Here is a 25,900-nt window from a genome sequence, read left to right as displayed (position 1 = left end):
GAATGGATGAGTTTGACTGGCTGGATGACCTGCCGGAAGCATGGTCCGTGCCACCCGAACTTAAAGGTCCTACGCGAGTTCACTTTGTGAATTTCGTGATTCATGTAGTTTCGAGCGAATATACGTCAAACCCGATCAATGAATCAATTGGCGAACTCCTGGCCGAGCATGGACGCTTCAATGTATCTTACCAGCTCAGCGCAAAAGGAAGCCTTCCGGACAAGGGCCTTATGGAGCTATCGGTTGCTCTAGAAGGTGTACTCAAGGAATGCTGGGAGGCATGGCTTAAGTACCAGCAAATCTGGATCTCCGGAAATACTCCCTCTGGCGGCGACTATCAGCAACTGCTGACGGATCTGCGTGCGAGTAGAGACGAAATTAAGCGCATCAGGCCAGTCTGATCGGACTTCCGAAGGAGCCGAGGCCCGCCGCCGGGACTCAGCGGGTCCGTCTGGTAGAGATTGGATGAGCCGAAGCCCCACCGGAATATGACTCCGGTGGGACTTCTGGCCGTCTTGACGGCAGCAGTTGACGGCAACGTCAGTGGACGGGTGCTGCACAACGTGGGGGTTCGTCGTCGCCGTCGGGCTCGATGTTGGGCTCCAAGGGGTCGCGAGCCCAGCCCAGCCCAGAACGAAGGGGCCGACAGCAGAGCTGTCGAGCTGTTCAGAGTTTCTTTACTTGATCAAGGCGGCCCGCTGACGCGGCCCGCGCGCGCTCCGGCCCCTCGGGGCCGCCGCCCGCTCCTGTCTCCGCCCCGCTTGCCGGCTGCCCCGCTGGTCCGGGCGCGCAACACCACCAGCAGGCGCTGTTCTGGGGCTCTGCCCCAGGCCCCGGCCCTCTCTCCGAGGGGGAGGAGGGCCGAATTCAAGTGCGGCTGCGTCGTGGTGATGAGTGGTCGGGTCGCAGGAGGGGTCCCTCGTCGCCCGGGCACTGGAGGCGTACCAGGAACCCCCGGGGGCCGCCAAGGCCGAGCGCAAGCGTCACGGTGTGAGCCTTGGCGGCCCCCGGAGAACCCTGGTACGGCGAAGCTGCCCGACCGACGAGGGACCCCCCCTCCCGCTCAAGCCCCGGTCTGGCCGGAGGCCGGCCCTGCGCTGCTCCTGCCGACTGCGAGCCCAACCCCGTACACAGCATGGGTGACCGCCCCGGGTGGGTATCTGCCGAGTAGCCCCCGGTTGATACGCCCTTCCGGCGTACCGTGGCGCTGGAGGTGTTGAGCTGATGACTACCGAACTGGCTGACAACGTCCGTAAGTACCGGCGTCGGTCCGGGATGAGCCAGGAAGAACTGGCCCACGTCGCAGGCGTCTCGCCTGGCACAGTGCGCAAGGTAGAGCAGGGCGGAACGGTCCGTATGGAAACCCTTCACGTCCTGGCCCGCGCTCTGGGCGTGACTACTGCCAAGCTGATGGCGTCCGACGCTCCCGAACCCGTGGGCCGCACCGAGGAGCCGAACCGGGTCAACCTGATCCAGCTTCGCGCCGTGCTCACCCCGGCTGTCGGGCTCGTGGACCAAGACGCCGAAGTGATAGCCGAAGAACCGAACCTGCGCTCCTTCGGCCGGACGGTGCGTGACGCGCGGGTCCTGTACTTCTCCGACAGCTACAAGAGCGTCGCGGCTCAACTGCCGGACCTGCTGCGTGATGCCATGAGGGCCGTTGCCTACTACGACAGCGGAGAGGAGCACCAGCAGGCACTACTGGGCCGCGCCGAGGCGCTGCGTCTGGCTGGCACCTACCTCACCCAGGTTCGCCAGTACGACATCGCCTACACCGCCCTGGCCGGTGCGATCACGGATGCCAGGCAGGCCGGGGACATGCTCGCGGCAGGCTCGGGCGTCGGCGGTATGTGCTGGCTGCTGGTACGGCAGGGCCGGCTGGGCGAGGCGGAGCGGATCGCCGCCCAGAGCATGGACGCGGTGGAACCGAAGATCACCGGGGCCGCCCCGGACCACTACGCGGTGTGGGGCGGTCTGGCCATGGAGGCCGCAGCCGCAGCCGCCCGCAACAACCGCCCCGATGCGGCCAAGGAATACCGAAAGGCCGCCCGCGTGGCGGCAGCCGCCGTCGGTACGTCGCACCGCAACGTCTCCCGGCACTGGTCCGTCTTCGGTCCGGTCACGGCGGCGATGAAGGCTCTCGAAGACTCCATGGTCGTAGGCGACGCACGCGCCGTGGTGCGCAATGCCGGGGAACAGGAGGAGCTGTCGCCCAAGGCGTGGAAACGCCTGGGCAGGCCCAGCACGAACGACGGGAACCGCTTCACCCTCGACGTGGCCCGTGCCCACACACGCACAGGCGACCTGTCGGCCGCCATGGATGAACTGACCCGCGCCCGGGAGGCAGCCCCAGAATGGATGCGGCACCAGAGCATGGCAGCCGAGACCATGCAGGAGATCCTGGGCAAGCGCAAGCGCACCCTCACGACGGAGATGCGGGAGATGGCCGATTACCTGGGCGTCGTCGGATAGCTACCACGCAACGCAATACTTCCGGCACAGTCCGTCGCCAACTGGTATGCCGCATCGATGGAGTGACGGACAGTGAGCCCCTACGTTCGCCGTATTCCATTCGTCTACCCAGGTGGGGGTGCACGGTGAGCACATCCAGGACCGACGCGGACCGAATCCGCCGCAGGGAGCTGCACGACGCAGCGGCAGGCGTGACCGGTCCCCGGTTACTGCCATGGACTACCCAGGATGGGAACCCCTGCTACCTCAGCACCGATGGCAGGGGCTACCTCTCCTCGCTCGCGGACAGCATCGAAGAGGTGCAGCTCGACATGGGCGAGGAACTCCTGGAGTACGCCCGCGGAGTCGTGGCTCCCGGAGCCAAGATGCTCTCGGCCGCCGAGTACCGGTGGCTCGCCTGCCGGCTGACCGAAGCCTTGACCGACGCACTCCGAGTCGCCGAATCACGCGGCCACCGACTCCCCGCCCCAGCCGAGAGCCCTGGCACCTGACGGCAGTAGCGACGGCAACAACCACGGATTCCCAGGCACGACCACGGACGCCAATGGAACCCCGAACCGCCTCTCACCTGCGTAAATGCAGGTGAGAGGGTCCCTGTCAGCACACGTACTATGTGCTGGCCGGCGCCACCCCAGTCCTCGTCCACAATTGCGGTGGTGGGACGACCGTCTATCGTGGCGTCCCAGAGGGACACCCTGGTTTCGATGCGGCGGTGGACGGTGTGGCCGTCCCCCGTGGAGGAAATGCTTCGGCGGAGTCACACCATCTTGGTGACACCGATAGTCCATTCACCAGTTGGTCAACAAGTGAGGCAGTGGCACGTCGGGCAGCAACTAAGGGGCCGACTGGCGTTGGTGTAGTGATCAAATCGAAAGTTCCTGCCGGGCGGCCGCATGTTCACAGCAATGACGAGCCTGGGGTGGGATTCAGAGGCGAGTTTGAGGTGCAAATCGAGGGAACGGTGACAGGGAATGCATATCCGGCGTGGAGGGGAATGCCGTGAAGCAGGTAAAAGTTGGGAACATCGCGGAGCTGCTATCTGCGTTCCGGCCTGCGGCTCTCGTTGAGGACGTCGATCGGTTGGTTGCCGCGCTGGCCTCCGAGTCTGACAGCGTCGTCGAAGTCACCTTCCCGCCAGCCAAGGAGGTGCTTGATGTCTATCGGTACAGATATGACTCGATCGGTGAAGTTCGGGATTCGCGAATCGGATGGGAGCTCTTCTTTCCTGCCCTCGAAGATTCGGATGGCCGGGTAGGCTTGCTGTCTGTGAGAGCTGGCGAGCTGGGTGCGATCGTTCTTGTTGACGAAACCGTGGAGCTCGTATTGGCGGCTTTGATTAGGCGGTCAGCATGATCCATGGTCCGGGAAGAATTTCCGGACAGGGAAATTCGGCGAGATTTGAGGCGCTCTATCGCTATGTAAGGAATTAGCGTTCCAATTCTCGCTTTAGGGCACGTTGCAGCCCCCTCCCGCTTGCCTCGGAGGGGGCTTCAACATGCCCTTGACGGAAGTAGCTGACGGCAACGTCAGCTGACGGGTGCTGCACAAAGTGGCGGTTCGTCGCCGTCGTCGGGTCGGGTGGCGGCTGGGTGGGGTCGCGGAGGGCGTGGCCGAGGAGGTCGATGGCGTTGCGCTGGAGACGGAGTCGGACGTGGGCGTAGACGGTGGCGGTGACGCCGATGTGGGCGTGACCGAGGAGTTCTTTGATCACGACGAGTTCGACACCTTGCTCCAGGAGGAGCGTCGCGGTGGAGTGCCGTAGGTCGTGGAAGCGGATGCGGCGGAGCCCTGCCCGGTCGAGGAGGGCGCGGAAGTGGCGATTCAGGTTCGCGGGATCGATCGGCCCTCCTGCCGGCGTGCTGAAGACGAGGCCGTTGTCCCTCCAGTCGTCCGCTGCTGCCCCTACTTCTCCTTCCTGTACCTCACGGTGTTCCTTGAACGAGTGGATGCACTCGCTGGGGAGGGCGATGCGTCGTTCGGAGGCTCGGGTTTTGGTGGGTAGGGCGATCAGCCCGCCGGTCTGGGTGCGCTGGAGGGTGCGGCGAATGCTGGCGGTGCCTGTCTGGAGGTCGAGGTCTTCCCACTGAAGGCCGAGGAGTTCGCCCTTGCGGAGGCCGGTGCGGAGGGCGAGTTCGTACAGCGCGAACAGGCGGTCATTGCGGACGGCAGTGAGGAACTGGCGGGCTTCATCTGCTGTGAGTGGTTCGAACCGACGGGGGCGCGGTGTGCCCGTGCGGACGTTGCAGCTTCTTCTCCGGACGGCCGAAGGTGTCCGAGGACGGCGGCATCGAGGAGTTCCCGGAGTTACGCCCCAGGCGACGCTCCATCAGCGGCAAGGGCCACCATCACGGCCTCGCGCTGGATGGGGACGGCAAGACGCTGTTGTCGCGGCGGGTGGCCAACGAGCCGGATCTGCTGAAGCTGATCGGTGACGTCCTGGCCCTGGCCGACGGCCGTCAGGTCACCTGGGCCGTCGACATGACCGGCGGTGAGCCCGCGCTGCTGCTGGTCCTGCTGGTCCTGCTGTTCAGCCACGGCCAGGAGGTCCTTTACCTCCCCGGCCTGCTGGTCAACCAGGCATCCGACGGCTACCCGCGGCGAGGGCAAGACCGACGCCCGCGACGCCTATGTGATCGCCGACCAGGCAGGATGCGCCGCGACCTGCGACCCATCCGCCCCGGCGGCGAAGCCGCCATCGAACTGCGGCTGTTGACCGGACGCCGCACCGACCTGGTCGAGGACCGCACCCGCTCGGTGAAGCGCCTGCGCGGCACCCTGCTGGGCATGTTCCCGGACCTGGAACGGGCCCTGGACGTGACCAGCGCCGGCCCGCTCAAGCTGCTGACGGTCTACCAGATCCCAGCCGCGATCGGCCGTGCCGGGGCCACGCGGCTGACCAAGTGGCTGGCCAACCGCAAGGTCCGTAACGCAAGATCCCTGGCCGAAACCGCGGTCGGGTCGTGGGCCGCGCTCAGGACGCCCAGGACGCCCAGGACGTACTCCAGGAGCAACGGCTCGAGGCCGTCCGCGCCGTCCGCGAGCGGCTCCACCAGCCGGTAGGGAAGCTCGTAGCGCATGGAGCCAGTGCAGACCGCGTGCAGCGCGGCCTCCCGCATCTGGCGGCCCTCGCCGGAGAGTGCGACGGCCACGAGGCGCTCGACGACTCGCTCGGTCGCGGCCCCGGTCGTTCCGGGAACGACGAAGCCTCCGGCCCCTGGTGTTGAGTGGGATCCTCACACCGGGGGCCGGAGGCTTCGCTTGACGGTTGCTCAGGCGCAGAGTCCGCTGAGCGGGGGGAACTTGGAGGTTTTCACGATGGTGAAGTCGGTGACTTCATTCAGGACACTCCTCGCGTACGTGATGTTGTGCCCGCTGAAGTTCCAGTTCTGACCGGAGTCTGCGTCCGAGAACCTCCACGACCCGGATGTCTCGCGAAGTACCGGAGCCCTTTCGATCCATCCGAATTGCTGGGGGGGGTACGCTGACGGTGGTTGAGTCGGTTGTGTCGGTGCTTTCGGTCCAGGAGTGATTTGCGTCAAATGCAGCTTTGAACAAATCTCCTAGTGGCCCGATTGCGATACCGGTTCCGATTCCCCACGTAGACCCACTGGACTTGGTTGAACCTTGGGTGTGATCGGCCTTTTCGGTGCTGGCATTAAAAATGACACTGCCTTCGACACATCCCTTGGACGCTCGATAGGCAGAGCTTCCCGAACCGTCCACGAATGAGCATTTTGCCGCAGACGGCCGCGCTTTGCAGTTGTAGGCGGCGTACTTGGCCACCAGCCCCACCACGCCTTCCGCCGTTTCCTCGGAAGTCACGGCCTCCCTGGCGTTTCCCAGTCTCCAGGTGTCATTGCTGGTGGGGGTGGTGTTGTTGCAGTAGTGCACTTCGAGATTCTTGGATGAATTGATGCCGATGCAGAAAGAGCGGTGGTGGAGCCGGTAGGATGCGGGCTCTGAAAGCGAGTTGGAACCGACAGGTTCGAGACTCCAATACTCATTTCCGGCCATCGATCCACAGTCCTTGAAGGCCGGGGAAGGGTCCGCGCTCAATTCGACATCGGTAATATTTGCCAAGTAGAGGCAAAGGCCGTTGTACTTGCTGCTGATGTTGAACCTGCCGGTTTCGTTTCCGTTCGCGTCCCTTCGCTGAGACAGTGACCATTGCTGCTGGAGAGTGGGCAATCCGGGTTGCCCGGTGGGGAATCCCCCGGCGGACGCGGCGAGCGGCTGCTGAAGGTTTGGATTGAAGATCTGAAGGCAAGGCAGCGTGCCAGGGGCTTCACATGGTCCCGACCCGGGCCAGGCGAGGTCTTTCCAGTTGAGCCAGATGTCGGTCCTGCTTCCGTCGGGCGTTCCGGCGGCCAGCTGTGTGCGCTGGAATACGGACCCATTGGCCATGGCGAAGACTTCGAAACCGGGTACGTCTCTGGAAGTTGAGGTCTGCACCGCGAGGGACGTGGCCGCGTCCCTGATGCCGTCCAGGATGGTCCGGTTCCCCAGCCAGATGCCGTTGACGTCGACGGTGTCCGCGCTCTGGGTCTGTAGACGGTAGGCGACCTTGCCGTCGGCGGCGTTGATGCCGAATACGGCGATCCGCCCGTCCGAGTAGCTGGCCGTCACGGGAGTGGTGGTGAACTCGGGGCCCAGAATCCTGCCGGCTGCCCAGGTGCCGTTCGGATTGCTCACGGTCCCGGGGGTCGACTGGGTCGCGGTGTACAGGTTTCCGGCACGGTTCCCGAAGATCTGCAGCAATTGGCCCGAGTCGGTGATGTTAGCGGCTACGGCGACGCCGCCGGTGAATCCGTCCCCGAGTTCGAGCCAGGGCGACCAGTCCGGTTGCGGATCCATCTGGGTTGACCGGGCGATCTGCGCGCTGTGCCTGATGCGCCCGTCGGCTTTGCGGGCGAAGATTCCGATGCGTCCGTCACCCTCGACGATGGCGGCCGGATTCCCGTCCCAGTCTCCCGCCAGGCGCTTCCAGTCGGTCCAGAGGTCTCCGTTGGGGGCCTTCTGGACCGTGTACCACAGGCCGTTGTCAGAGCCGCGAACGAACACTTCCAGCCGGCCGTCGTTGTTGCTCACCTTCGTGGTGCTGTTCGAGGGCTTGCTGTAGATGTTGTTGTTGGCGACGACCACGGGGTCCCCCACGAGGGGAACACCCGCCGGTTGCCCGATGACATTCCAGGGACCTGGAGCAACGTCGCCCGTGGTGGTGAGGATCTTCTGGTACCGGAGATTGCCACTGTTGCCCCGGACGAATACGACCTGGCCCTTGTCCAGGTTCTGGGCGACCGAAGGGGGTCCGCCCGTTCCGTTGTCGAACCCCGACTTCCAGGATCCCCAGTCCCCGTTTCCGCCCGACCGTACGCGGTAGCTGAGCTGTCCGTTCGCGTCCGCCGCGAGCAGCGTGAGCGTTCCGTCAGGCGATGTGGCGACGGCGGGATTCGTCGGGATGATTCCATCTGCTGCTGCCGCCGCGGGAGCGCCGGTATAGACCGGGAGCGCCCCGCACATTGCGATTGCGGCGGATGACAGGAGAAGAGCCGACTTCCGCGCGACCATTCGTGATGGTCGGCCAAGCAGGGAAAGTGGGGGCATGAACTATCCTTCCTGCCCATTCGATTAGCGCGAAGGGTAGCGGCACCCCTGGCCATGTAGGACACGATCCAAGGGCTTGTCCTACGGGGCGGGTCTCGGTGCTCCGTCCACTTCGGCGGAAGGGCTTCGTTCGTGGGGAATGGACCGTCGGTAATCGACATGATGGGTGAACTGGCTCTGGAGCCAGGGGAATTCCACCAGGCAGTGTCTGATGGCTCTCGCCCGGACGGTGGATCTGCTGCCGTTCCGGGCAAGAGCCGGTCATGGTGCGTCGGCATGAACTGACGAACGCTCAGTGGGATCGGATAGCCCCGCTGCTGTCGGAGACGGGCGGGCCGGGTGGGCGGTGGGCCGACCACCGGACCGTGGTCGACGGTGTGCTCTACCGGACACGGACCGGGATTCCCTGGCGTTACCTGTCCGAACGCCACGGATCCTGGCAGACCGTCTACGAACGTCAGCGCCGCTGGTCGGCCGACGGCGCCTGGTCGAAGATCCTGCGGGCAAGGTCCACCTGCTGGCCGATGACCGCTGCCGGCCCCTGGTCCGGCTGACCTCACCCGGCCAGCGCGGCGACAGCCCGATGTTCATCCCCCTCATGCAGGCCCTCAACGTGGCCCGCACCGGAACCGGGCGCCCGCCGGACTTCGACCGCGAGCAGTACCGCCAGCGCAACACCGTCGAACGCTGCATCGGCAAGCTGAAACACCACCGGGCCGTCGCAACCCGGTACGACAAGCGCGACTACATCATCAACGGCACCCTGGCCACAGCAGCCATCGTGAACTGGCTCCGCGCCCTCACCAAAGAGCCGTCAGGCAGTGCCTAGGGCGTGTCTGGTGGGTGTGGGACCGACCGTCCACCTCACAGGCTTGAGTGCTGGCGATCTTCAACACCTGTGGCTAGGCTATGCGTTGCTCATTCGAGAGCCACAAGCACTGGCGACGTGTCCGATGGGGGACAGTGCTTCAATCTCAACAGGCAATGAGCACGATGAGTCTCTAATCGTCGCAGAGCCTCAGCAGGCCATCCGTAAGCGGTGGTCGAGCTGAGGCTGCCCGCCGACTGGTCGATCACCTTCGTGAAAGGGATCGACTGGTGAGGCTGACTTTTCTCGTTCAGGTACTTCTTGCACTTCTGTCCTTCGTATCGTCGCTGCTTGTAGCGGTGGTGGCGGGGGTACTTTCGCATGAGGCTGGGGCGCCGGTAGCTAGTGCAGTGCTGTACGGCGGCGGCGCGTTCATCGGCTGGATGACGCTTTGCGTCACTGTGCTGACGGCACTCGGCCTGCTCGGGCGGCACGGCCATTCCGGCGAGTGAGGGTGCCCGGTCCTCAGGAGCGCAGCCAGAGCCGGATCGCAGCGAGGGTGACGGTGCCGTGGAAGATATGTGCTCTATCTGTCGTACATGGTCGCCACAGCCCGCGAGGCCTTCAGGGCATTCATGGTTCGCTCGACTTCGTTCCCGCGTGTGTAGAGCGACCTGTCGAAGCCGGTGGGTCGACCGCCTCGGCTACCGCGGCGCTTCCGGTTAGCCCGCTGATTCTTCGGTTCGGGGACGGTGTGCTTGATCTGGCGCCTGCGTAGGTAGCGGCGGTTAGGCCAGGAAGAGCACGCCTCGTCTCCGCTGACGGTGATCGGGCCGGGTGCGCGGGCGACCGCCGCCCGGCCGTGGCAGGCGAACGCGCTCCAGGACCGGAATCATCTGACAGTTCGGTGACGAGGTACCCGGACGCGGCCACACGTTGCGGTACGACCCGTGCTCGACGCCGATGATCTCGACCATCTTGTCGATCATGTCCTGCGGGTCGTTCTGGTCCGCGAGGATCTCCGCGAAGCGGGCCCGTACGTCCTTGCCGGTTGGAGGATTGTTCAATGTGGTCAGGGAAGAGCGGCCCCGGCGCAGTGCCTCGCGGTTGAGGCGATGCAGGCGGCCGGTCGTTGAGGTCGGCAGGCCGCAGGTCCTCGCCCAGGATGCTGTACGACTCGCGGCGTGACGCCGGTCCGCCGACTGCCGGGGTCGTACAGGTGAGGTCCCGAAATTTAATCGATGGTGCCGTGCCCTGGGGTGGGGCTATGGTTCTGCTCGTGCCAAGGCGCGGCTGTGTGTCGTTGCCGAGGGCGCGGTGTTGGTTCGTTGAGAAGAAGCAGGAGGTGAGGACATTGATGACTGTCATGGTGACGGGCGCTGCCCGCATTCAGGAGTTCATCGTTTCCACCCCTGTGGTCTCCGGCTGACACCCACTCAATTTCCGCGCGCAGAGCGCGCCGCCGGGGCCACCCTTTGAAGGGTTTCCCTTGCTCAACGTTTTGCTCAACACGTCTTCCACTTCTGATGCTCAGCACGTCCTCGCCGCCTACGGCTGGGACGAAGACTGGGAAGCGGAGTTCGCCCCGTACATCGCGCAGGGTCTGGTCCCTGGCCGGGTCGTGCGGGTTGACCGCGGTCAGTGCGACGTGGTCACCCCTGCCGGCGTCATCCGTGCCGACACCGAGTTCGTTGTTCCCCGTGATCCGATGAAGGTCGTGTGCACGGGGGACTGGGTCGCCGTCGATCCCGCGGGCGGTGATCCGCGGTACGCGCGCACGATCCTTCCTCGCCGTACGGCCTTCGTGCGGTCGACGTCCTCCAAGCGTTCCGAAGGCCAGGTGCTGGCCACCAACATCGATCACATCATCATCTGTGTGTCGCTCGCGGTCGAACTCGACCTTGGGCGGATCGAGCGGTTCCTCGCGCTTGCGATGTCCAGCTCGAGCGGTGACGCGCTGCTGCGTACGTCGGCGCACTCCTGGGAATCGGGGGCACAGCCGCTCGTCGTCCTGACCAAGGCGGACCTGGTCCCGGACCCGGTCACCCTGGGGCACCTCGTCGAGGACGTCGAGACCACGGCGCCCGGCGTCCAGGTCCTCACCGTGTCCTCGGTGACCGGGGAGGGCACGGACGTGCTCGCCGCGGTGGTCGGGGGCGGTACGAGCGTGCTCCTCGGGATCTCCGGCGCGGGCAAGTCCACGCTGGCCAACACCCTGCTCGGGGCTGACGTGATGGAGGTCCAGGCGGCGCGCGACGTCGACGGCAAGGGCCGCCACACGACCACGACGCGGAACCTGCTGGCGCTGCCGGGCGGTGGCGTGCTGATCGACACCCCCGGGCTGCGGGGCGTCGGGCTCTTCGACGCGGAGGCGGGCGTCGGGCAGGTCTTCTCGGAGATCGAGGAGTACGCGGAGCGGTGCCGCTTCCACGACTGCGCGCACGAGGCGGAGCCGGGGTGCGCGGTACGGGAGGCGGTGGACTCCGGGGAGCTGCCCGAGCGGCGGCTGGAGAGCTACCGCAAGCTCCTGCGGGAGAACCAGCGGATCGTCGCGAAGACGGACGCGAGGCTCCGGTCGGAGATCAGGCGCGACTGGCGCCTGCGCGCGGCGGAGGGCCGCGCGAACTACTCCGCGAAGCGCACGGGCCGGGCCTGACCTTCCCGCTCCCGTCGGCGGGGCCGGCTCGTCCGGCCCCGCCGGCGTCAGCCCTCCAGGCCCCAGGCGAGGACGCGCTCCGGGTGGATCCGGATGACTTCCGGGCTGAAGTGCGGGCCCAGGGAGTGCGGGCCGACCTCCAGCGTGGCGCGGCCGCGGATCTCCACGCCGCGGACCTTCCACGGGCGGGTGCTGACCAGGTCGTCCACGACCAGCGACAGCCGGGGGTTCACCGACAGGTTGCGCCACTTCTTCGTCGTGCCCATCGCCAGCCCGCCCACCAGGACCGTCCCGTCGTCCTGCGGGAAGAACCCCACCGGGTTCGCCTGCGGCTGCCCGGCCGCGTCCACGGTCGCGAGCCGGCCCAGATGCTGCGAGCGCAGGTATGCCAGTTCGGCCTCGCTGAAACCCTTGAAACCCTTGAAACCCTTGAAACCCTTGAAACCCTCGAATTCCGTCATGAGGCAGACGATCCCAGCCCGGGCGGCACACCGCATCGGGCCGGGGACCTACGCGGGCCTACGCCGAAAGACCCGCCCGGCCGGACCGGGACCACACCGCAAAGGGCCCCGGAAGGCACCCCGCCAGGCCCACCCCGCTAAGCCCACACCGCCAGCCCCAGCCACGCCCCCACCACCAGCAGGCACGCGAACAGCTCCACCAGCACGCTCGTCCCCACCGCCCGCATCACCGCACGGACCGAGGCCCACGCCTCGCCGTGCGTGCCCAGGCGCTGCCGCTCGCAGAGGTAGATGCCGCCCACGAAGCCGGGGACCGCCCCCACCACCGGCACCAGCACGAAGCCCAGTACCGCCCCCGCACCCGCGTACACCACCATCCGGCGGGTGACGCCCACGCCCCGGAGCCTGCGCGGGGGCAGCTGCCACTTCACCACCTGCACCACCAGCAGCAGCGCCGTCGCCCCGGCCAGCAGGCCCCACGCCTCCGGCGACCGCTCGTGCAGCGCCCACCAGAGCACTCCGGCCCAGACCAGCCAGGTCCCCGGGACCCCCGGGACCAGCACCCCGAGCAGTCCGAGCACGAGCACCAGCCCCACCAGGAGCAGCTGAGGCAGGTTCATCTGCTCAGCGTGCCTGACCTGGGGCTATCGGGCCACCCAGCCCCGCTCGTACGCGTGCCAGCCGAGCTGGAGCCGGGTGGTCACCCCGGACAGCTCCATCAGGCCCTTCACCCGCCGCTGGACCGTGCGCAGGCCCAGTTCCAGGTGCTTCGCCACGCTCGCGTCCGTCATCCCCGCCAGGAGCAGGGTGAGGATCTCCAAATCGGTGATGTCGGGTCCGCCGTCCGATTCCTCCGGGGCTCCGGAGGAACCCAGCCGCAGCGGCAGCGACTCCCGCCAGACCGCTTCGAAGAGGCCCATCAGGGACTCCAGCAGCCCCGAAGCGTGCACCACCAGCGCCGCCGGCTCCGCGCCGCGCGCCGTCAGCGGCACCATCGCCAGGGTCCGGTCCGCGATCACCAGTTTGGTCGGCACCTCGGCCGTCACCCGGATGTGCTCACCGCGCGCCAGCGCCGTGGACGCCTCGCGGATGCCGCTGGACCGGGTGAGCACCTCCCGTTCGATGACCACCCGGTACGCGACGCCCCTTACGGAGGCCCGTTCCTCCGCCTCGTTCTCCGTCCCCGTCACCACCTGGGGCCGGCCGGTGACCAGCGCGCACACCTCCTCCGCCGCCCCGAGCTGGAGCTGGTGGAAGCGGTGGGCCACCGCGCTCGCACCCGTCACCACCTCCACCAGGTCGTGCACCGCGGGCTCGGCGGCCTCCGCCCGGTACTCCTGCGCCAGCAGCGCCGCCGCCAGCTCCGCCTGCTCCAGCTCGTGCCGCTGCTGGGTGAGCAGCGCGCCGAGCGCCACCCCGGGCGGGGCCGCCACCCACCGGCCGGGCCGGGCGGAGGACTGGGCCGCGAGCCCCTGGCGCTCCAGGTGACGCAGGGTCCGTTCGGTCTGCTGCACCGGCAGCGTCAGCCGGTGCGCGAGGTCAGGCACCTCCGCGGCCCCCAGCGCGACCAGCGCGCGGTACGCCGTCTCCTGTCCCTCGTCGAGACCTATCGCTCCCAGCAACCCGTCCACCCAACCCTCTCAGCGCCGTTCCTGGCGGGAAGCGGCCACGGCGCAAACCCGCCGCGGACATCATCGCCGCACCACCCGCCTCTCTGCCAAGGTGACGCCACCGCAGCACCAACATCCGCTGGCCAGAAGCCATTTACGCGGCGTTTCGCCGTGCAATGCAGTAGTTGGCCGGAATTCACCTGGGGAGAGCGATGCGCCCGATATCGCGTACGGCACTGGGAGCGGCCATCGCGGCCGTCCTGGCCGTCACGGCCGTGGGTCCGTCCACGGCACAGCCGAGCGACGGGGCACCCGGAGCGGGGACAGCGGCCAACAGGCCCCTCACCGGCAGCGACGCGGCCGCGAAGCAGCCCACCGGGCCCGTCACGGTGACCCTGGTCACCGGTGACCGGATCCTGGTCTCCACCGACGCGGCCGGCCGCACCGCCGCCACCGCGATGCCCCGCCAGGACGGCTCGCAGCCGCTCGTGCAGACCCGCCAGTCGGGCAAGGACCTGTACGTCTACCCGGAGAGCGCGATCATGGCGCTCGCCGCGGGCAAGGCCGACGAGGAACTCTTCAACGTCACCGGCCTGATCCGGCAGGGCTACGACGACGCGCACGCCAAGAAGCTCCCGCTCATCGCGGTGTACGACACCTCGACGGGCGCGGCGAGCCTCGCGCGCAGCGCCCCGCCGCTGCCCCGCGGCGCCGAACAGTCGCTCGTCCTCGGCTCCATCGGCGGCGTCGCACTCGCCGCCGACAAGGAGAAGGCCGCCGACTTCTGGGCCGACGTCACCGGCGCCACCGTCAACCCCCACGCGCGCTCGGCCGCCTCCGCCCCGCTGAAGAAGCTGTGGCTGGACGGCAAGGTCCAGGCGAACCTGGAGCGGTCCACCAAGCAGATCAACGCCACCGCCGCGTGGGCCGCCGGATTCGACGGCACGGGCACCAAGGTGGCCGTCCTCGACACCGGTACCGACCTCGAACACCCCGACCTCAAGGGCCGGGTCGTCCAGGCGGAGAACTTCACCGACTCGGACACGGTCGAGGACCGCCAGGGCCACGGCACCCACACCATCTCCACCGTCGGCGGCTCCGGCGCGGCGAGCGGCGGAGCGAAGAAGGGCGTCGCCCCCGGCACCCAGCTGCTCAGCGGCAAGGTCCTCAACGACTCCGGCTACGGCCTGGACTCGTGGATCATCGCGGGCATGCAGTGGGCCGTCGACAGCAAGGCCGACGTGGTCTCCATGAGCCTCGGCGACCCCTCACGCCTCACCTGTGACGACCCGATGTCCGTCGCCACCGAGGCCCTGGCCAAGAGCAGCGGCACCCTCTTCGTCATCGCGGCCGGCAACTCCGGCCCCGGCAACAACACCGTGTCGTCCCCCGGCTGCGCGCCCAGCGTGCTGACCGTCGGCGCCGTGGACCGCGACGACAAGACCGCCTCCTTCTCCAGCCGCGGCCCGGCCGGCCTGGAGCACACCCTCAAGCCCGAGATCGCCGCCCCCGGCGTCGGGATCTCCGCGGCCAACATGGGCGGCCGCGGGGTGTACGCGTACCAGTCCATGTCCGGCACCTCGATGGCCACCCCGCACGTCGCGGGCGCCGCCGCCATCGTCAAGCAGCGCCACCCCGACTGGAACCCGCAGCAGATCAAGGCCGCGCTGGTCGGCTCCGCCAACACCGCGGTCCCGGGCGACGTACGGGAGACCGGCGGTGGCCGCCTCGACGTGAAGGCCGCCATCGACACCACCGTCACCAGCGCGCCCGCCGTCCAGGGCGGCGCGTACAACTGGCCGCAGGACCGCAGCGACCGCACCGGCGTGCAGGTCCCGTACACCAACACCGGCAGCAAGCCCGTCACGCTGACCCTCTCCGTCGAGAAGGTCACCGGCAACGACGGCTCCGCCGTCCGCAGCCAGGTCGCCCGCCTCGGACAGCGCACCGTGACCGTCCCGGCCGGCGCCACCGTCAAGGTGCCGCTCGCCCTGGACCCCGCCGCGAAGCTGGAGCGTTCCCAGTACGGGGACGTCACCGGCCGCGTGGTCGCCACGGCGAACGGCGTGCACGTCTCCACCCCCTTCTCCCTCTACGTGGAGCCGGAGACGGTCACCCTGCGGGTGAAGCTCATCGACCGTGCGGGCAAGCCGGCCGCCGGCCCGTCCTCCCTGGACGTGATCGGCACCGACGACGCCTCCGGTGAGCGCCGCTTCAACGAGGGCTCCGCCGACCAGGTCTACCGGGTCCGCCCGGGCGCGTACTTCCTCTCCGCCTTCGTCGGCACGCCCGACGCGGGAGAGGGCGCGACCATGATCGACTCGCTCACCTACCTCGGCCGCCCGCAGGTGGAGGTCAAGAAGGACACGGTGATCGTCCTGGACGCCCGCAAGGCGGCCCGGCTGGACATCGCGACCGACCGGCCCACCGAGGCCCGCAACACCACGCTCGCCTTCGCCCGCTCCTGGGACGAGGCCTGGCTGCACGCGGCCACCGCCATGGGCGGCCGGACCATCCGCGGCTACTACGCCTCGGTCGACGGCAAGGCGAAGGACGGCACCTTCGAGTTCGGCAGCTACTGGCGGGCGGCCGCGCCGCTGCTCTCCGAGCTGAAGGCGAACGGCGGCCCCGTACTGCACCCGCTCACCGCCTCCACCGGCAGCGACAACCTCGACGGCACCGGCAGCGCGCCGCTCGTCAACGCGGGCAAGGGCAGCCCCGAGGAGCTCGCGGCCGTCGCGGCCGAGGGCGCGATCGTGCTGGTCAAGACGGACGACGGCGCGCTCTACGAGGTCGCGGACGCCGCGAAGGCGGCCGGCGCCAAGGCCGTGCTCGCCTACCGCGACGCCCCCGGCCGCTGGCAGGGCTTCACCGGCTACGCGGGCGGCTCGCTCCCGGCCCTGTCCGTCGAGTCGGGCGAGGGCCAGGCCCTGCTGGCCAAGCTGGGCAAGGGCCCCGTCACGCTGAGCTGGAAGGGCAGCGCGAAGAGCCCGTACGTCTACAACCTCGCCCAGATCGAGAAGGGCCAGATCCACGGCGACCGCACCTACCGGGTGCGCGACCGCGACCTCGCCACCGTCGAGTCGGCCTACCAGTCGATGGGCGTCGCGGCCGACTTCATCGACGTCACCGGGGCCTACCGGCCGACCGGCAGCGCCGTGTTCTTCGGCGGCATGGACACCGTCGCGGTGCCGGGCAAGCGCACCGAGTTCTACTCCGCCGGGGACACGGCCTGGGACCACCTGGTCTCCAGCAGCTTCCCGTGGGGCGAGTTCATGACGGACCAGCACCGCACCTACCGCTCCGGCTCCCAGCGCGCCGAGAACTGGTACGACGGGGTCATGGGCCCGGTGGCGGGCCGCGACACGGACGGCAAGGAGCAGCTGGCCGCCGAGCGGCAGGGCAACCTGATCGGCTTCTCCTCCGCGATGTGGGGCGACAGCGGGCACTACGCCCAGCCGGGCGGCTTCGGTGACGCCGGCGGGCTGGTGCTCAAGCGCAACGGCGAGCAGATCGGCGACAGCTGGTACCCGTCCGGGGCCTTCGAGGTCCCGGCCGAGGAGGCCACGTACGAACTGACCCAGCAGATCGAGAAGTTCGGGCAGCCGGCCCGGACCTGGCAGCGCTCCCAGGCGGTCGTCACCTCCTGGACCTTCCGCTCGAAGCTGGACGCGACGCAGTACTCGCAGCCCCTCTCGATCCTCTTCCCGAGGATCTCCGCTCCGCTGGACGGCATGAAGACGCTGGCCGCGGCCAACGGCCAGAAGATCGGACTCGGAGTCAGCGGGCACGCGGGCTACGCGCCCGGCGCGCTCAAGTCCGCGAAGCTGTCGTACTCGTACGACAACGGAGAGAGCTGGACCGGGGCGAAGGTCAGCGAGCGCGGCGGGCAGTGGACCGCGACCGTGGACCACGCCGGAGCCGCGGGCAAGCAGGTCATGCTCAAGGTCGAGCTGACCGACGTGAACGGCGCTACCGTCACCCAGATGGTCGCGCGGGCGTACGACATTCGTTAAGTCGTACGACTGAGGGGAGGGGGGTCCATCGGACGGCGGTCCGATGGACCCCCCTTTTCGTGAGTTCGCCGGATTCCGGCCGCGCCGGAGCCCGACAATGAGGGGCATGAGTCAGCAGGGCGCGGGCGCGGATGACTGGTGGCAGAAGCTCTACGAGGACCCCGACGCGGGACCGGACCCCGACCCCAGGGACACCCTGGACCACCGCTTCCGCTCGGCGGCGGTCCTGGTGGCCCCACCGGCGTTCCCGGGACCCCGCCACGACGAGGACGGACCCCCGGCGGACCCCTCGGTGGACCCCTCGGCGGGGCCACCGGGGCCGGAGCGCGGTCCGGAGCCGGGGTCCGGGCCGGTTGCGGGGGCGGCGCCGGACCTTGGCCCTTCGGCCGGTGCCGGGGCGGCCGGCGGAGCGCGCCCGGAGGCTCCGGATCAGAGCGGGCCGGGAGGCGGAGGGGCCGGGGCGCAGGCCGCACCCGCTTCCCAGGCCCCGCCCGTGCCGGAGCCCCGGCCGGGCCGCGGGGACAGGTACTCGGTGCTGCCGCCGCCGCGGGATCCCCGGGAGGGCGGGCAGACCTGGTACGCGCTGGGGGACGTCGCCGTCCCGCCCGCGCTGCCGCCCGCCGGGCCGGAGGAGCTGCCCGACTGGTACTGGGGCCTACGGGACGATGCCCCCACCACGACTGCGCCCCCGGAGCGGGACCGGGGTGGTCCGGAGCCGGACGCCGACTCCGGACCGCGCCCCGGAGCCGGCCGGCCGGGCCCCGGGGAGACGGCGGCAACCGGTTCAGCGGCCGTTCCCGGCCGGGGGAGGGGGTCCGGTCCGGGTCCTGACCTCAGGCCGGGTGTCGGCCCTGGGCCGGGTGCCGACCCTGAGCCGGGTGTCGACCCCGGGCCCGGTTCCGCGCAACGTCCTGGGTCCGGCCCGGGTCCTGATCCCGTCCCCTGGCAGGGCTCTGCCCCGGACTTCAGCGCGGCTCGCGGCCCGGGTTCCACCCGGGGTCCCGGTTCCGCCTCCGGCCCCGTCGGCGGTGGCTCACGTCCTGACCCCGGCCACGGTCCTGGCTTCGACCTCGGCTCCAGCCCCGCCTCCGCCTCCGGATGGGACCCGGGTCCCGGCTCCGGGTCGGGACCCGGCCGGGGATCCGGCGACGGCTCCGGCTCCGGTTCTGACGGTGGTCCCGGCCAGGGTTCGGGTGGTGGCTCCGGCCCGGGTTCTGGCGGCGGTCCCGGCCCTAGTTCCGGCGGTGGCTCCGTCCCGGGTGCCGGTCCGGGCGGCGGCCACGGGGCAGGCCTTGACTCTGCACCGGGCTCTGCACCGGGCGGCGGGGACGGGCTCGTCCCGGGCTCCGGTTCTGGTTCCGGTCTCGGTCCAGACTCCGGTCTCGGCTTCGGTTCTGGTTCCGGGGCCGAGCAAGGATTCGGGTCAGGCTCGGGTCCGGGCGACCGCAGCGGCAGTGGGGCTGGTGCGGGCGCCGTCCCGGCCCGTTCCGCCTACTCCGGTCCGGACCGGACCGTGGGGCCGACCGGTCCGGGTGGGAACGGGGCAGGGGCCGGGGGCGCGGCTTACCCGGACGGGCCCGGTGCCGGAACGACCGGTACAGGGCAGGGCGCTGGGCCGGACGGCGCCGGGCTGGGGCCCGGGCCGGACGGCAGCGGGCCGGTGGCCGACACGTCCAGCAGTGGGGCGGAGGCGTACGGGCCCGGGCCGGGGGCCGCGGCGCACGGGCCGGGGCCCGGCGGTGGGGCGGGTGCGGGTGCCGGGCCGGTGGCCGATGCGTACGGGCTCGGTACCGGATCTGGTGCCGGGGTGTACGGAAGCGGCCCGGCCGGGGTGTACGGGCCGGGGACTGGCGGTGGGGCCGGTGGGGATGCCGGGGCGGTGGCCGACGGGTATGGGACCCGTAGCGGATCTGATGCCGGGGCGTATGGAAGCGGCCCGGCCGCCGGGGTGTACGGGCCGGGGACTGGCGACGGGGCCGGTGGGGATGCCGGGGCGGTGGCCGACGGGTATGGGACCGGTACCGGATCTGATGCCGGGGCGTATGGAAGCGGCCCGGCCGAGGTGTACGGGCCCGGGCCCGGCGGTGGGGGATTCGGGGTGCCGCGGCCAGTGGTGGCGCATCTCGGGGACCGGCCGCCCACCTACGCCGCCGAGCCCGTCGCGCTGCCCGCCGCCGATCCGGCCGGGCTCGACGCGCTGACCCCCGACACGGTGCTGGAGGGGGCCCAGTACGGCGGTTACACCCTGCGTGCCGCCTCCGTGCGCGGGGACTCCGCCCGGTTCCGCGGCGAGGCCCGGCGGGACTTCCTGCTCACCGCCCGCTTCGGCACCGGCCCCGACGCGCTGGTCCTGGTCGTGCTCGCAGGCGGGGACCGGGCCGCGCCCGGAGCCGCCGATGCCGCCGCCGAGCTGTGCCGGTCCGTGGCGCGCGCCGTCGGGCGGAGCCAGGAGCGGCTGTCCGAAGACATCCGGGCCGGCCGGCGCGAGGCCCTGCGCTCCGGGCTCCAGCGGCTCACCGACCGCGGCTACGGGCGGCTGCGCAACCGGGCCGCCGAGCTGGGGATCCCGGAGGAGTCCTACACGGCCGGGCTGCGCGGGCTGCTGCTCCCGGTCGACCCCGGCTGCCGCACCCGGGTCTGCTTCGGCGCGGGCGCGGGCGGGCTGTTCCGGCTCCGCGGAGGCCAGTGGAGCGACCTGGAGGAGACCGCGCCGCCAGGGTCCGCGGCCGCCGGGTCCGTGCCGACCGGGTCCGGTCTCACCGGATCCGACCCCACCCGGGGCGCCCCGCCAGGCGCTGCACCGATGTGGGCCGAGCCGCGAGGGAGCACGCCTGGAGGGACCGCCCCGGCCGGGGCCGTGCCGTGGGGGCCCGCCCAGCCGGGAGCCCAGCCGGGTGGGGCCGCCCACGGCGGAGCCGCGTCACCGGGGGCCGCGCCGACCGGGGCCGTGCCGCGGGGAGCCGGCCAGGCGGGCGGCGTACCGGGAGGGGCCGATCCGAGAGGGGCGGCCCCGGCCGGTGCCGTGCCGTGGGGGCACGGCCCGGAAGGAGCCGCGTCACCAGGGGCTGCGCCGACCGGAGCCGCCCCGGCGGCCGGAGCCGGAGCCAGCCCCGGAGCCGGAGCCAGCCCCGGAGCCGGAGCCAGCCCCGGAGCCGGAGCCAGCCCCGGAACCGGATCCGGCCCCGGATCCGGGTTTCGGTTTCGGGCTTCCGTGGCTCGGGCCGGGGACGTGCTGCTGCTCTGCTCCGGCGGGCTCGCGGAGCCGATGCGGGAGGAGGAGCCGCTGTCCGCCGAGCTCGGCGTCCGTTGGTCCGACGAGCCCGCGCCGGGCCTCGCGGCCTTCCTCGCCGACACCCAGCTCCGCCTCAAGGGGTACGCCGACGACCGGACGGCCGCCGCGGTCTGGGAGGCGTAGCGGGGCGAACCGTGCGTGGATGGAAGGCGCACACGGCAGAGCCGAACCGGAAAGGGCGCCCTCCATGGCCAAGCAGAACGTGGCGGAGCAGTTTGTCGACATCCTCGTGCGCGCGGGCGTCCGGCGGATGTACGGAGTCGTCGGCGACAGCCTCAACCCCGTCGTGGACGCGATCCGCCGAACGGGTGGCATCGAGTGGATCCAGGTCCGCCACGAGGAGACGGCCGCCTTCGCGGCCGGCGCCGAGGCCCAGATCACCGGCACCCTCGCCGCCTGCGCGGGCTCCTGCGGTCCCGGCAACCTCCACCTCATCAACGGCCTCTACGACGCCCACCGCTCCATGGCCCCGGTCCTCGCACTGGCCTCCCACATCCCCTCCAGCGAGATCGGCCTCGGCTACTTCCAGGAGACCCACCCCGACCGGCTGTTCACCGAGTGCAGCCACTACAGCGAGCTGATCTCCAACCCGCAGCAGATGCCCCGGGTCCTGCAGAGCGCCATCCAGCACGCGATCGGCCGCAGCGGGGTCGGCGTGATCTCGCTGCCCGGCGACATCGCCTCGCTGCCCGCGCCGGAGAAGAGCATCCAGCACGCGCTGGTGACCGCGCGGCCGACCGTACGCCCCGGCGACGGCGAGATCGACAAGCTCGTCCGGCTCGTCGACGAGGCCGACCGGGTCACCCTGTTCTGCGGCAGCGGCACCGCCGGGGCGCACGCCGAGGTGATGGAGTTCGCGGGCCGGGTCAAGGCCCCCGTCGGACACGCCCTGCGCGGCAAGGAGTGGATCCAGTACGACAATCCGTACGACGTCGGCATGAGCGGGCTGCTCGGCTACGGCGCGGCCTACGAGGCCACCCACGAGTGCGACCTGCTGATCCTGCTCGGCACGGACTTCCCGTACAACGCCTTCCTCCCCGACGACGTGAAGATCGTGCAGGTGGACATCCGGCCCGAACACCTCGGACGGCGTTCGAAGCTGGACCTGGCGGTCTGGGGCGACGTACGGGAGACCCTGCGCGCGCTGAACACCCGGGTACGGGCCAAGACGGACCGCCGGTTCCTCGATCGGATGCTGAAGAAGCACGCCGACGCGCTGGAGGGGGTGGTGAAGGCGTACACGCGGAAGGTGGAGAAGCACACGCCCATCCACCCCGAGTACGTGGCCGCGGTCCTCGACGAACTCGCCGACGAGGACGCCGTTTTCACCGTCGACACGGGCATGTGCAACGTGTGGGCGGCGCGCTATCTTTCCCCGAACGGCAAGCGCCGCATCATCGGCTCCTTCAGCCACGGCTCCATGGCCAACGCCCTGCCGCAGGCCATCGGCGCACAGTTCACCGATCGCGGACGTCAAGTGGTGTCGATGTCGGGCGACGGCGGTTTCTCCATGCTGATGGGAGATTTCCTCACCCTGGTGCAGTACGACCTTCCCGTCAAAGTGGTCCTCTTCAACAACTCATCCCTGGGGATGGTCGAGTTGGAGATGCTGGTTTCCGGCCTGCCGTCGTACGGAACGACGAACAAGAACCCCGACTTCGCGGCGATCGCCCGCGCGGCGGGTGCGTACGGGGTCCGCGTGGAGAAGCCCAAGCAGCTCACAGCGGCTTTGAAGGAAGCTTTCAAGCACAAGGGGCCCGCCCTCGTGGACGTGGTGACGGACCCCAACGCGCTGTCCATTCCGCCGAAGATCAGCGCTGAAATGGTGACCGGATTCGCACTTTCCGCCAGCAAGATCGTGCTGGACGGAGGGGTCGGCCGGATGATCCAGATGGCGCGATCCAACCTCCGCAACGTACCGCGCCCGTGAGCCCGGATGCGTGCGGATTCCCCCGGGGGGCATGCATCCCGTAGGCCTGTTCGACAGGCGGGCCGTCGGGAAGCGGGGCACACGGGAGGTACATCGCCGTGCGGGTGGGGGCGAAGACGGGGAAGCTGTTCAGAAGAGGGCGGCCCGTGCCGCGCGAACCGTCGACCGAGGACGGGGCGGCCGTGGACGCGCTCGGGATCACCCGGAGCGTGCGCCGGGCCGATCTCAAAGCCGTGGGAGAAGTCCGCAAGGCCTTACGGGAGTTGATGCGCCACCGGTGCCGGGTGGAGGCCGCCGAGGTGGCCGAGCTGCTGGTCACCGAGCTCGTCACCAACGCCCTCGTCCATACCGATCAGGGCGCCGAGGTCTCCGCGACCCTGGACGCGGACCGCCTGCGGGTGGAGGTCCGCGACTACGCCGCCCGCCGGCCCCGGCCGCACGTACCGTCCGCCGACGACGGTACGCACGGCAGGGGGCTGGTGCTGGTGCAGGCGCTCGCCGACGCCTGGGGCGTGGACGCACTGGGACTGGCGCTGGGCGGGGGCAAGGTGGTGTGGTTCGAGCTCGACGGGGCGGACGGCACCGGGCCCGCCTGACGGTGTCGGGCGGGCCCAGCGATCGTTCCAAGGGGTCGTGATCAGCCGAACTGCTGTTCCAGATCCTTCAGTTTGCGTTCGAGCGAGTCGAGTCGCGGGAGTGTCTGCGTGTCGTCCTCGGCGGTGAGGTCCACCGTCCGGGGACCGCCGGTCGTGTCAGCGGGTTCGGTTCCGCCCACGGCCTGCAGGGAGGGCCGGCGTCGTAGTGGCAGCTGCCCGGTTTCCGCTATGGCCGGCTCCGCGCCGACCGGCGCGGAGCCCGCTCCGGGGGCCAGCCCCGGCACATCGACCTGACGGGCGCGGGCCACGCGCCCGAATGCCCGGTTCTGCCGGCCGAGCGCCTTGATGTGCGCCCGGTCCAGGCGGTGTTGCTCCCGCCTGCGGTGCCGGTCCTGCTCCTTCTCCTTCTTGTCCTCGCGCACCTCGTCCACGGCCTCGTCGAGGGTGCGCACCCCTTCCAGCAGCATCAGCGACCACGCGCCGAAGGTCTCCCGCGGCGCCCGCAGCCAGCGGACCATCCGGATCTGCGGCAACGGCCTGGGGATCAGGCCCTGTTCGCGCAGTGCGGCCCGGCGGGTCTGCTTCAGGGCCCGGTCGAAGAGCACGGCCGCCGAGAGCGACATGCCGGAGAAGAACTGCGGAGCCCCGTCGTGGCCGATGCCGCGCGGGGCGTGCACCCAGTTGAACCAGGCGGCAGCGCCCGCGAACAGCCAGACCAGCATGCGCGAGCCGAGGGCGGCGTCGCCGTGGCTGGCCTCGCGGACGGCGAGCACCGAACAGAACATGGCGGCGCCGTCGAGCCCGAAGGGGACCAAGTACTCCCAGCCGCCGGAGAGGTTGAGGTTTTGCCGGCCGAAGCCGACCAGGCCGTGGAAGGAGAGCGCGGCGGCGACCGCCGCGCAGCAGAAGAGCAGGACGTAGGAGGCGGTCCCGTAGACGGCTTCCTTGCGCCGCCGCCGTTCCTCGCTGCGCTCCCAGGTGTCCTCGGCCGCCGCGGCCTTCTCGCCTTCGCGCTTGCCCCGGGCCAGTACCGCAACTGCCGCAAGCACGCCCAGGATCAGCAGGCTGCCGGGCAGCAGCCAGTCCAGCGATATGTCGGTCAGTCTCATGCGGTGTCCCTTGCCTCGCGTATGCGGCTGTTCGGCTCGTGGGCCGGTGCGGCTTTCCGGGCGCCATAGTGGCGCAGCCGGTGAGTGGTACACGCGGGTTTCGGGGCAAGTGGACGCCATCGGGGGGCGGAGCCCGCCGGATAGGGTGTTGCAGCTCGAACTGCCGCTCGTACGTGCGGGGTTGAGTTCGATTCCGGGTCAGTCGGACGGGTGGGTTCAGTCGGTGGGGGAAGGGCCGGGGTCGGCGTCGGGGTTCGCGGCGGTGTTCCCGTCGGGATTCTCGGTGGGGTTCCTGGTGGGGTTCCTGGTGGGGTTCGCGGTGAGGCTCGCGGTGGGGTTCCTGGTGGGGTTCACGAGGCCGGTGTGCCGGATTCCGCCGCCGTCAGGCGGGCGACGCGGTCCGCGTCGCAGGTGCGGGGGCAGGTGACGCAGGTGTCCGCGGGGCGGACCGTGTAGAAGAAGCAGCAGCTCGCCCGGTCGCGGGTGGGCAGTTCCCGGCCGTCCGGGGCTTCGAGCGTGCGGAACGCCGCCCCGCCCGTATAGGGAGCCGTCGCGCCGGGCAGGAGCAGCTCCAGCTCGCGCACGGCCCGCCGCTCCTCGGCGGCGCCGAGGAGGTTGCCGACGTACCAGAGGCCCTCGACGACCTCGTCGGTCACCATGCCCCACAGGGCCCGCCTTCCGCGCCGCATGCGGGGGCCGAAGCCCTCCAGCACCGGTTCGAGGTGCAGGGCCACCGCGGCCCGCACCTCCTCGCGCAGCGCTTCCTCGTCGGGCACGACCCGGGCTCCGGGGAGGGCGGCCGCCGGATCCCCCGGAAGGCAGGCGAAGGACCCGACGCGGACCGCCATCCGGCCCTGGGTCCGGTGGAAGGACACGGAGTCCGGGGACAGCAGGGGCACCCGCCGCTCCAGGAACCACGGAACGGTGATCAGCAGGCAGGCCGGCCACGCGTACCGGTGCAGTCCGAAGCCCGCCACCACGTCGGGCCGCGCCCGGTGACCGTAATCACGTCGTACTTGCGCCTCGTCCCAGGCGAGGAACTCCTCCAGGGCCGCACCGCCCGCCGCGAGCCCGTCCGCGCCCACCCACCCCACACCGCGAGGGGAGGGTTCGTGCGCGGCGAGCCCGGTGACGCGGAGGCCGCCGTAGGCGTCCGTCAGCCGTGCGTAGGCGGCCGCCACCGGGGAGCCGGCCGGGGCGGTGGTGCGTACGGGCCGGACGTGTCCTTGGGCGGTCTCGACGGTCGGGACGGCCATAACGGTCATGGGGACCACCGAATCACGTGATCGTTAACAGGTAAGCCTTACCTTACCTGATCCCTTCGGGCTGTGGGAGGCCGGGCTATC

Annotated in this window: 19 protein-coding genes and 3 pseudogenes; 12 read left to right on the top strand and 10 right to left on the bottom strand. The window is 70.0% G+C overall.

Annotated elements, in window-relative coordinates; genetic code table 11:
• The first annotated feature begins 2 nt into the window (after window positions 1-2).
• From OG904_RS04615 to OG904_RS04600, 4 genes are all read left to right on the top strand, one after another.
• Entirely contained in the window at window positions 3-401 is a 399-nt protein-coding gene (locus tag OG904_RS04615; protein ID WP_405487632.1) for a hypothetical protein, read from the top strand.
• An 823-nt stretch (window positions 402-1,224) separates the two neighbouring features.
• Window positions 1,225-2,472, top strand: a complete 1,248-nt coding sequence (locus OG904_RS04610) for a helix-turn-helix domain-containing protein (RefSeq protein ID WP_405487630.1) — start codon at window positions 1,225-1,227, stop codon at window positions 2,470-2,472.
• 299 nt (window positions 2,473-2,771) lie between these two features.
• On the top strand, window positions 2,772-2,963 hold the full coding sequence (locus tag OG904_RS04605; protein WP_405487628.1) for a hypothetical protein: 192 nt from the start codon (window positions 2,772-2,774) through the stop codon (window positions 2,961-2,963).
• Window positions 2,964-3,471: 508 nt separating this feature from the next.
• Entirely contained in the window at window positions 3,472-3,825 is a 354-nt protein-coding gene (locus OG904_RS04600) for a hypothetical protein (protein WP_405487626.1), read from the top strand.
• 223 nt (window positions 3,826-4,048) lie between these two features.
• On the opposite strand, the pseudogene OG904_RS04595 reads toward OG904_RS04600, so the two are convergent.
• Together OG904_RS04595 and OG904_RS04590 are read right to left on the bottom strand one after the other, a co-directional pair.
• Window positions 4,049-4,720: pseudogene (locus OG904_RS04595) on the bottom strand (site-specific integrase); the annotation flags it as partial.
• A complete protein-coding gene (locus tag OG904_RS04590; RefSeq protein WP_405487624.1) occupies window positions 4,659-4,799 on the bottom strand; it encodes a DUF6444 domain-containing protein in 141 nt (46 codons plus the stop codon). The pseudogene OG904_RS04595 and the gene OG904_RS04590, both read right to left, overlap by 62 nt.
• On the opposite strand from OG904_RS04590, the gene OG904_RS04585 reads away from it, so the two are divergent.
• Window positions 4,741-5,532, top strand: coding sequence for an IS110 family transposase (locus tag OG904_RS04585; protein ID WP_405487622.1), 792 nt, complete (start codon window positions 4,741-4,743; stop codon window positions 5,530-5,532). The genes OG904_RS04590 and OG904_RS04585 overlap by 59 nt on opposite strands.
• Before the next feature lie 273 nt (window positions 5,533-5,805).
• On the opposite strand, the gene OG904_RS04580 is transcribed toward OG904_RS04585, so the two are convergent.
• A complete protein-coding gene (locus OG904_RS04580; protein WP_405487620.1) occupies window positions 5,806-8,076 on the bottom strand; it encodes a hypothetical protein in 2,271 nt (756 codons plus the stop codon).
• Window positions 8,077-8,342: 266 nt separating this feature from the next.
• On the opposite strand from OG904_RS04580, the pseudogene OG904_RS04575 reads away from it, so the two are divergent.
• A pseudogene (locus OG904_RS04575) lies at window positions 8,343-8,905 on the top strand (transposase).
• Between the two features lie 269 nt (window positions 8,906-9,174).
• Window positions 9,175-9,396, top strand: coding sequence for a hypothetical protein (locus tag OG904_RS04570; RefSeq protein WP_405487618.1), 222 nt, complete (start codon window positions 9,175-9,177; stop codon window positions 9,394-9,396).
• 13 nt (window positions 9,397-9,409) lie between these two features.
• On the opposite strand, the pseudogene OG904_RS04565 reads toward OG904_RS04570, so the two are convergent.
• Window positions 9,410-9,783 (bottom strand): annotated as a pseudogene (locus OG904_RS04565) (IS5/IS1182 family transposase); the annotation flags it as partial.
• A gap of 590 nt (window positions 9,784-10,373) precedes the next feature.
• Between OG904_RS04565 and rsgA the strand changes: the two are divergent.
• Entirely contained in the window at window positions 10,374-11,540 is a 1,167-nt protein-coding gene (gene rsgA, locus OG904_RS04560) for a ribosome small subunit-dependent GTPase A (RefSeq protein WP_405487616.1), read from the top strand.
• A gap of 47 nt (window positions 11,541-11,587) precedes the next feature.
• Here rsgA and OG904_RS04555 read toward each other — a convergent pair whose 3' ends face one another.
• The 3 genes from OG904_RS04555 to OG904_RS04545 form a co-directional block, all read right to left on the bottom strand.
• Window positions 11,588-12,001, bottom strand: a complete 414-nt coding sequence (locus tag OG904_RS04555) for a PPOX class F420-dependent oxidoreductase (protein WP_405487614.1) — start codon at window positions 11,999-12,001, stop codon at window positions 11,588-11,590.
• A 137-nt stretch (window positions 12,002-12,138) separates the two neighbouring features.
• On the bottom strand, window positions 12,139-12,621 hold the full coding sequence (locus OG904_RS04550; protein WP_405487612.1) for a DUF456 domain-containing protein: 483 nt from the start codon (window positions 12,619-12,621) through the stop codon (window positions 12,139-12,141).
• Window positions 12,622-12,645: 24 nt separating this feature from the next.
• Entirely contained in the window at window positions 12,646-13,623 is a 978-nt protein-coding gene (locus OG904_RS04545) for a helix-turn-helix domain-containing protein (RefSeq protein ID WP_405487610.1), read from the bottom strand.
• A gap of 200 nt (window positions 13,624-13,823) precedes the next feature.
• Here OG904_RS04545 and OG904_RS04540 point away from each other — a divergent pair, with 200 nt between their 5' ends.
• The 4 genes from OG904_RS04540 (at window position 13,824) to OG904_RS04525 (ending at window position 23,445) form a co-directional block, all read left to right on the top strand.
• The gene (locus tag OG904_RS04540; protein ID WP_405487607.1) at window positions 13,824-17,627 is read left to right on the top strand and encodes a S8 family peptidase; all 3,804 of its coding nucleotides are present in this window, start codon (window positions 13,824-13,826) and stop codon (window positions 17,625-17,627) included.
• A gap of 2,110 nt (window positions 17,628-19,737) precedes the next feature.
• Window positions 19,738-21,042 (top strand): protein phosphatase 2C domain-containing protein, encoded by a 1,305-nt coding sequence (locus OG904_RS04535; RefSeq protein WP_405487605.1) that lies wholly within the window; start codon window positions 19,738-19,740, stop codon window positions 21,040-21,042.
• Between the two features lie 64 nt (window positions 21,043-21,106).
• A complete protein-coding gene (locus tag OG904_RS04530) occupies window positions 21,107-22,849 on the top strand; it encodes a pyruvate dehydrogenase (protein ID WP_405487603.1) in 1,743 nt (580 codons plus the stop codon).
• A 209-nt stretch (window positions 22,850-23,058) separates the two neighbouring features.
• Window positions 23,059-23,445 carry an ATP-binding protein gene (locus OG904_RS04525; protein ID WP_405497764.1) on the top strand — a complete coding sequence of 129 codons (387 nt, stop codon included), beginning with the start codon at window positions 23,059-23,061 and terminating at the stop codon, window positions 23,443-23,445.
• A 41-nt stretch (window positions 23,446-23,486) separates the two neighbouring features.
• Here the strand turns inward: OG904_RS04525 and OG904_RS04520 are convergent, their stop codons facing one another.
• The 3 genes from OG904_RS04520 to OG904_RS04510 form a co-directional block, all read right to left on the bottom strand.
• Window positions 23,487-24,554, bottom strand: a complete 1,068-nt coding sequence (locus OG904_RS04520; RefSeq protein WP_405487601.1) for a DUF2637 domain-containing protein — start codon at window positions 24,552-24,554, stop codon at window positions 23,487-23,489.
• A 216-nt stretch (window positions 24,555-24,770) separates the two neighbouring features.
• The gene (locus tag OG904_RS04515; RefSeq protein ID WP_405487599.1) at window positions 24,771-24,908 is read right to left on the bottom strand and encodes a hypothetical protein; all 138 of its coding nucleotides are present in this window, start codon (window positions 24,906-24,908) and stop codon (window positions 24,771-24,773) included.
• A complete protein-coding gene (locus tag OG904_RS04510) occupies window positions 24,905-25,810 on the bottom strand; it encodes a (2Fe-2S)-binding protein (RefSeq protein WP_405497762.1) in 906 nt (301 codons plus the stop codon). The genes OG904_RS04515 and OG904_RS04510 overlap by 4 nt, the downstream gene beginning before the upstream one ends.
• Window positions 25,811-25,900 lie beyond the last annotated feature (90 nt).

The organism is Streptomyces sp. NBC_00096 (assembly GCF_045041305.1).
Classification (GTDB): Bacteria; Actinomycetota; Actinomycetes; order Streptomycetales; family Streptomycetaceae; genus Streptomyces.
This window is presented reverse-complemented; position numbering and strand designations above follow the sequence as displayed.

Excerpts from the sequence above, each read along its gene's own strand:
- OG904_RS04615 (WP_405487632.1), top strand. The coding sequence starts at position 3 with ATGGATGAGTTTGACTGGCTGGATGACCTGCCGGAAGCATGGTCCGTG.
- OG904_RS04510 (WP_405497762.1), bottom strand. The coding sequence starts at position 25,810 with ATGGCCGTCCCGACCGTCGAGACCGCCCAAGGACACGTCCGGCCCGTA.
- OG904_RS04590 (WP_405487624.1), bottom strand. The coding sequence starts at position 4,799 with ATGGAGCGTCGCCTGGGGCGTAACTCCGGGAACTCCTCGATGCCGCCG.
- OG904_RS04580 (WP_405487620.1), bottom strand. The coding sequence starts at position 8,076 with ATGCCCCCACTTTCCCTGCTTGGCCGACCATCACGAATGGTCGCGCGG.
- OG904_RS04555 (WP_405487614.1), bottom strand. The coding sequence starts at position 12,001 with ATGACGGAATTCGAGGGTTTCAAGGGTTTCAAGGGTTTCAAGGGTTTC.
- OG904_RS04550 (WP_405487612.1), bottom strand. The coding sequence starts at position 12,621 with ATGAACCTGCCTCAGCTGCTCCTGGTGGGGCTGGTGCTCGTGCTCGGA.
- OG904_RS04540 (WP_405487607.1), top strand. The coding sequence starts at position 13,824 with ATGCGCCCGATATCGCGTACGGCACTGGGAGCGGCCATCGCGGCCGTC.
- OG904_RS04530 (WP_405487603.1), top strand. The coding sequence starts at position 21,107 with ATGGCCAAGCAGAACGTGGCGGAGCAGTTTGTCGACATCCTCGTGCGC.
- OG904_RS04520 (WP_405487601.1), bottom strand. The coding sequence starts at position 24,554 with ATGAGACTGACCGACATATCGCTGGACTGGCTGCTGCCCGGCAGCCTG.
- OG904_RS04610 (WP_405487630.1), top strand. The coding sequence starts at position 1,225 with ATGACTACCGAACTGGCTGACAACGTCCGTAAGTACCGGCGTCGGTCC.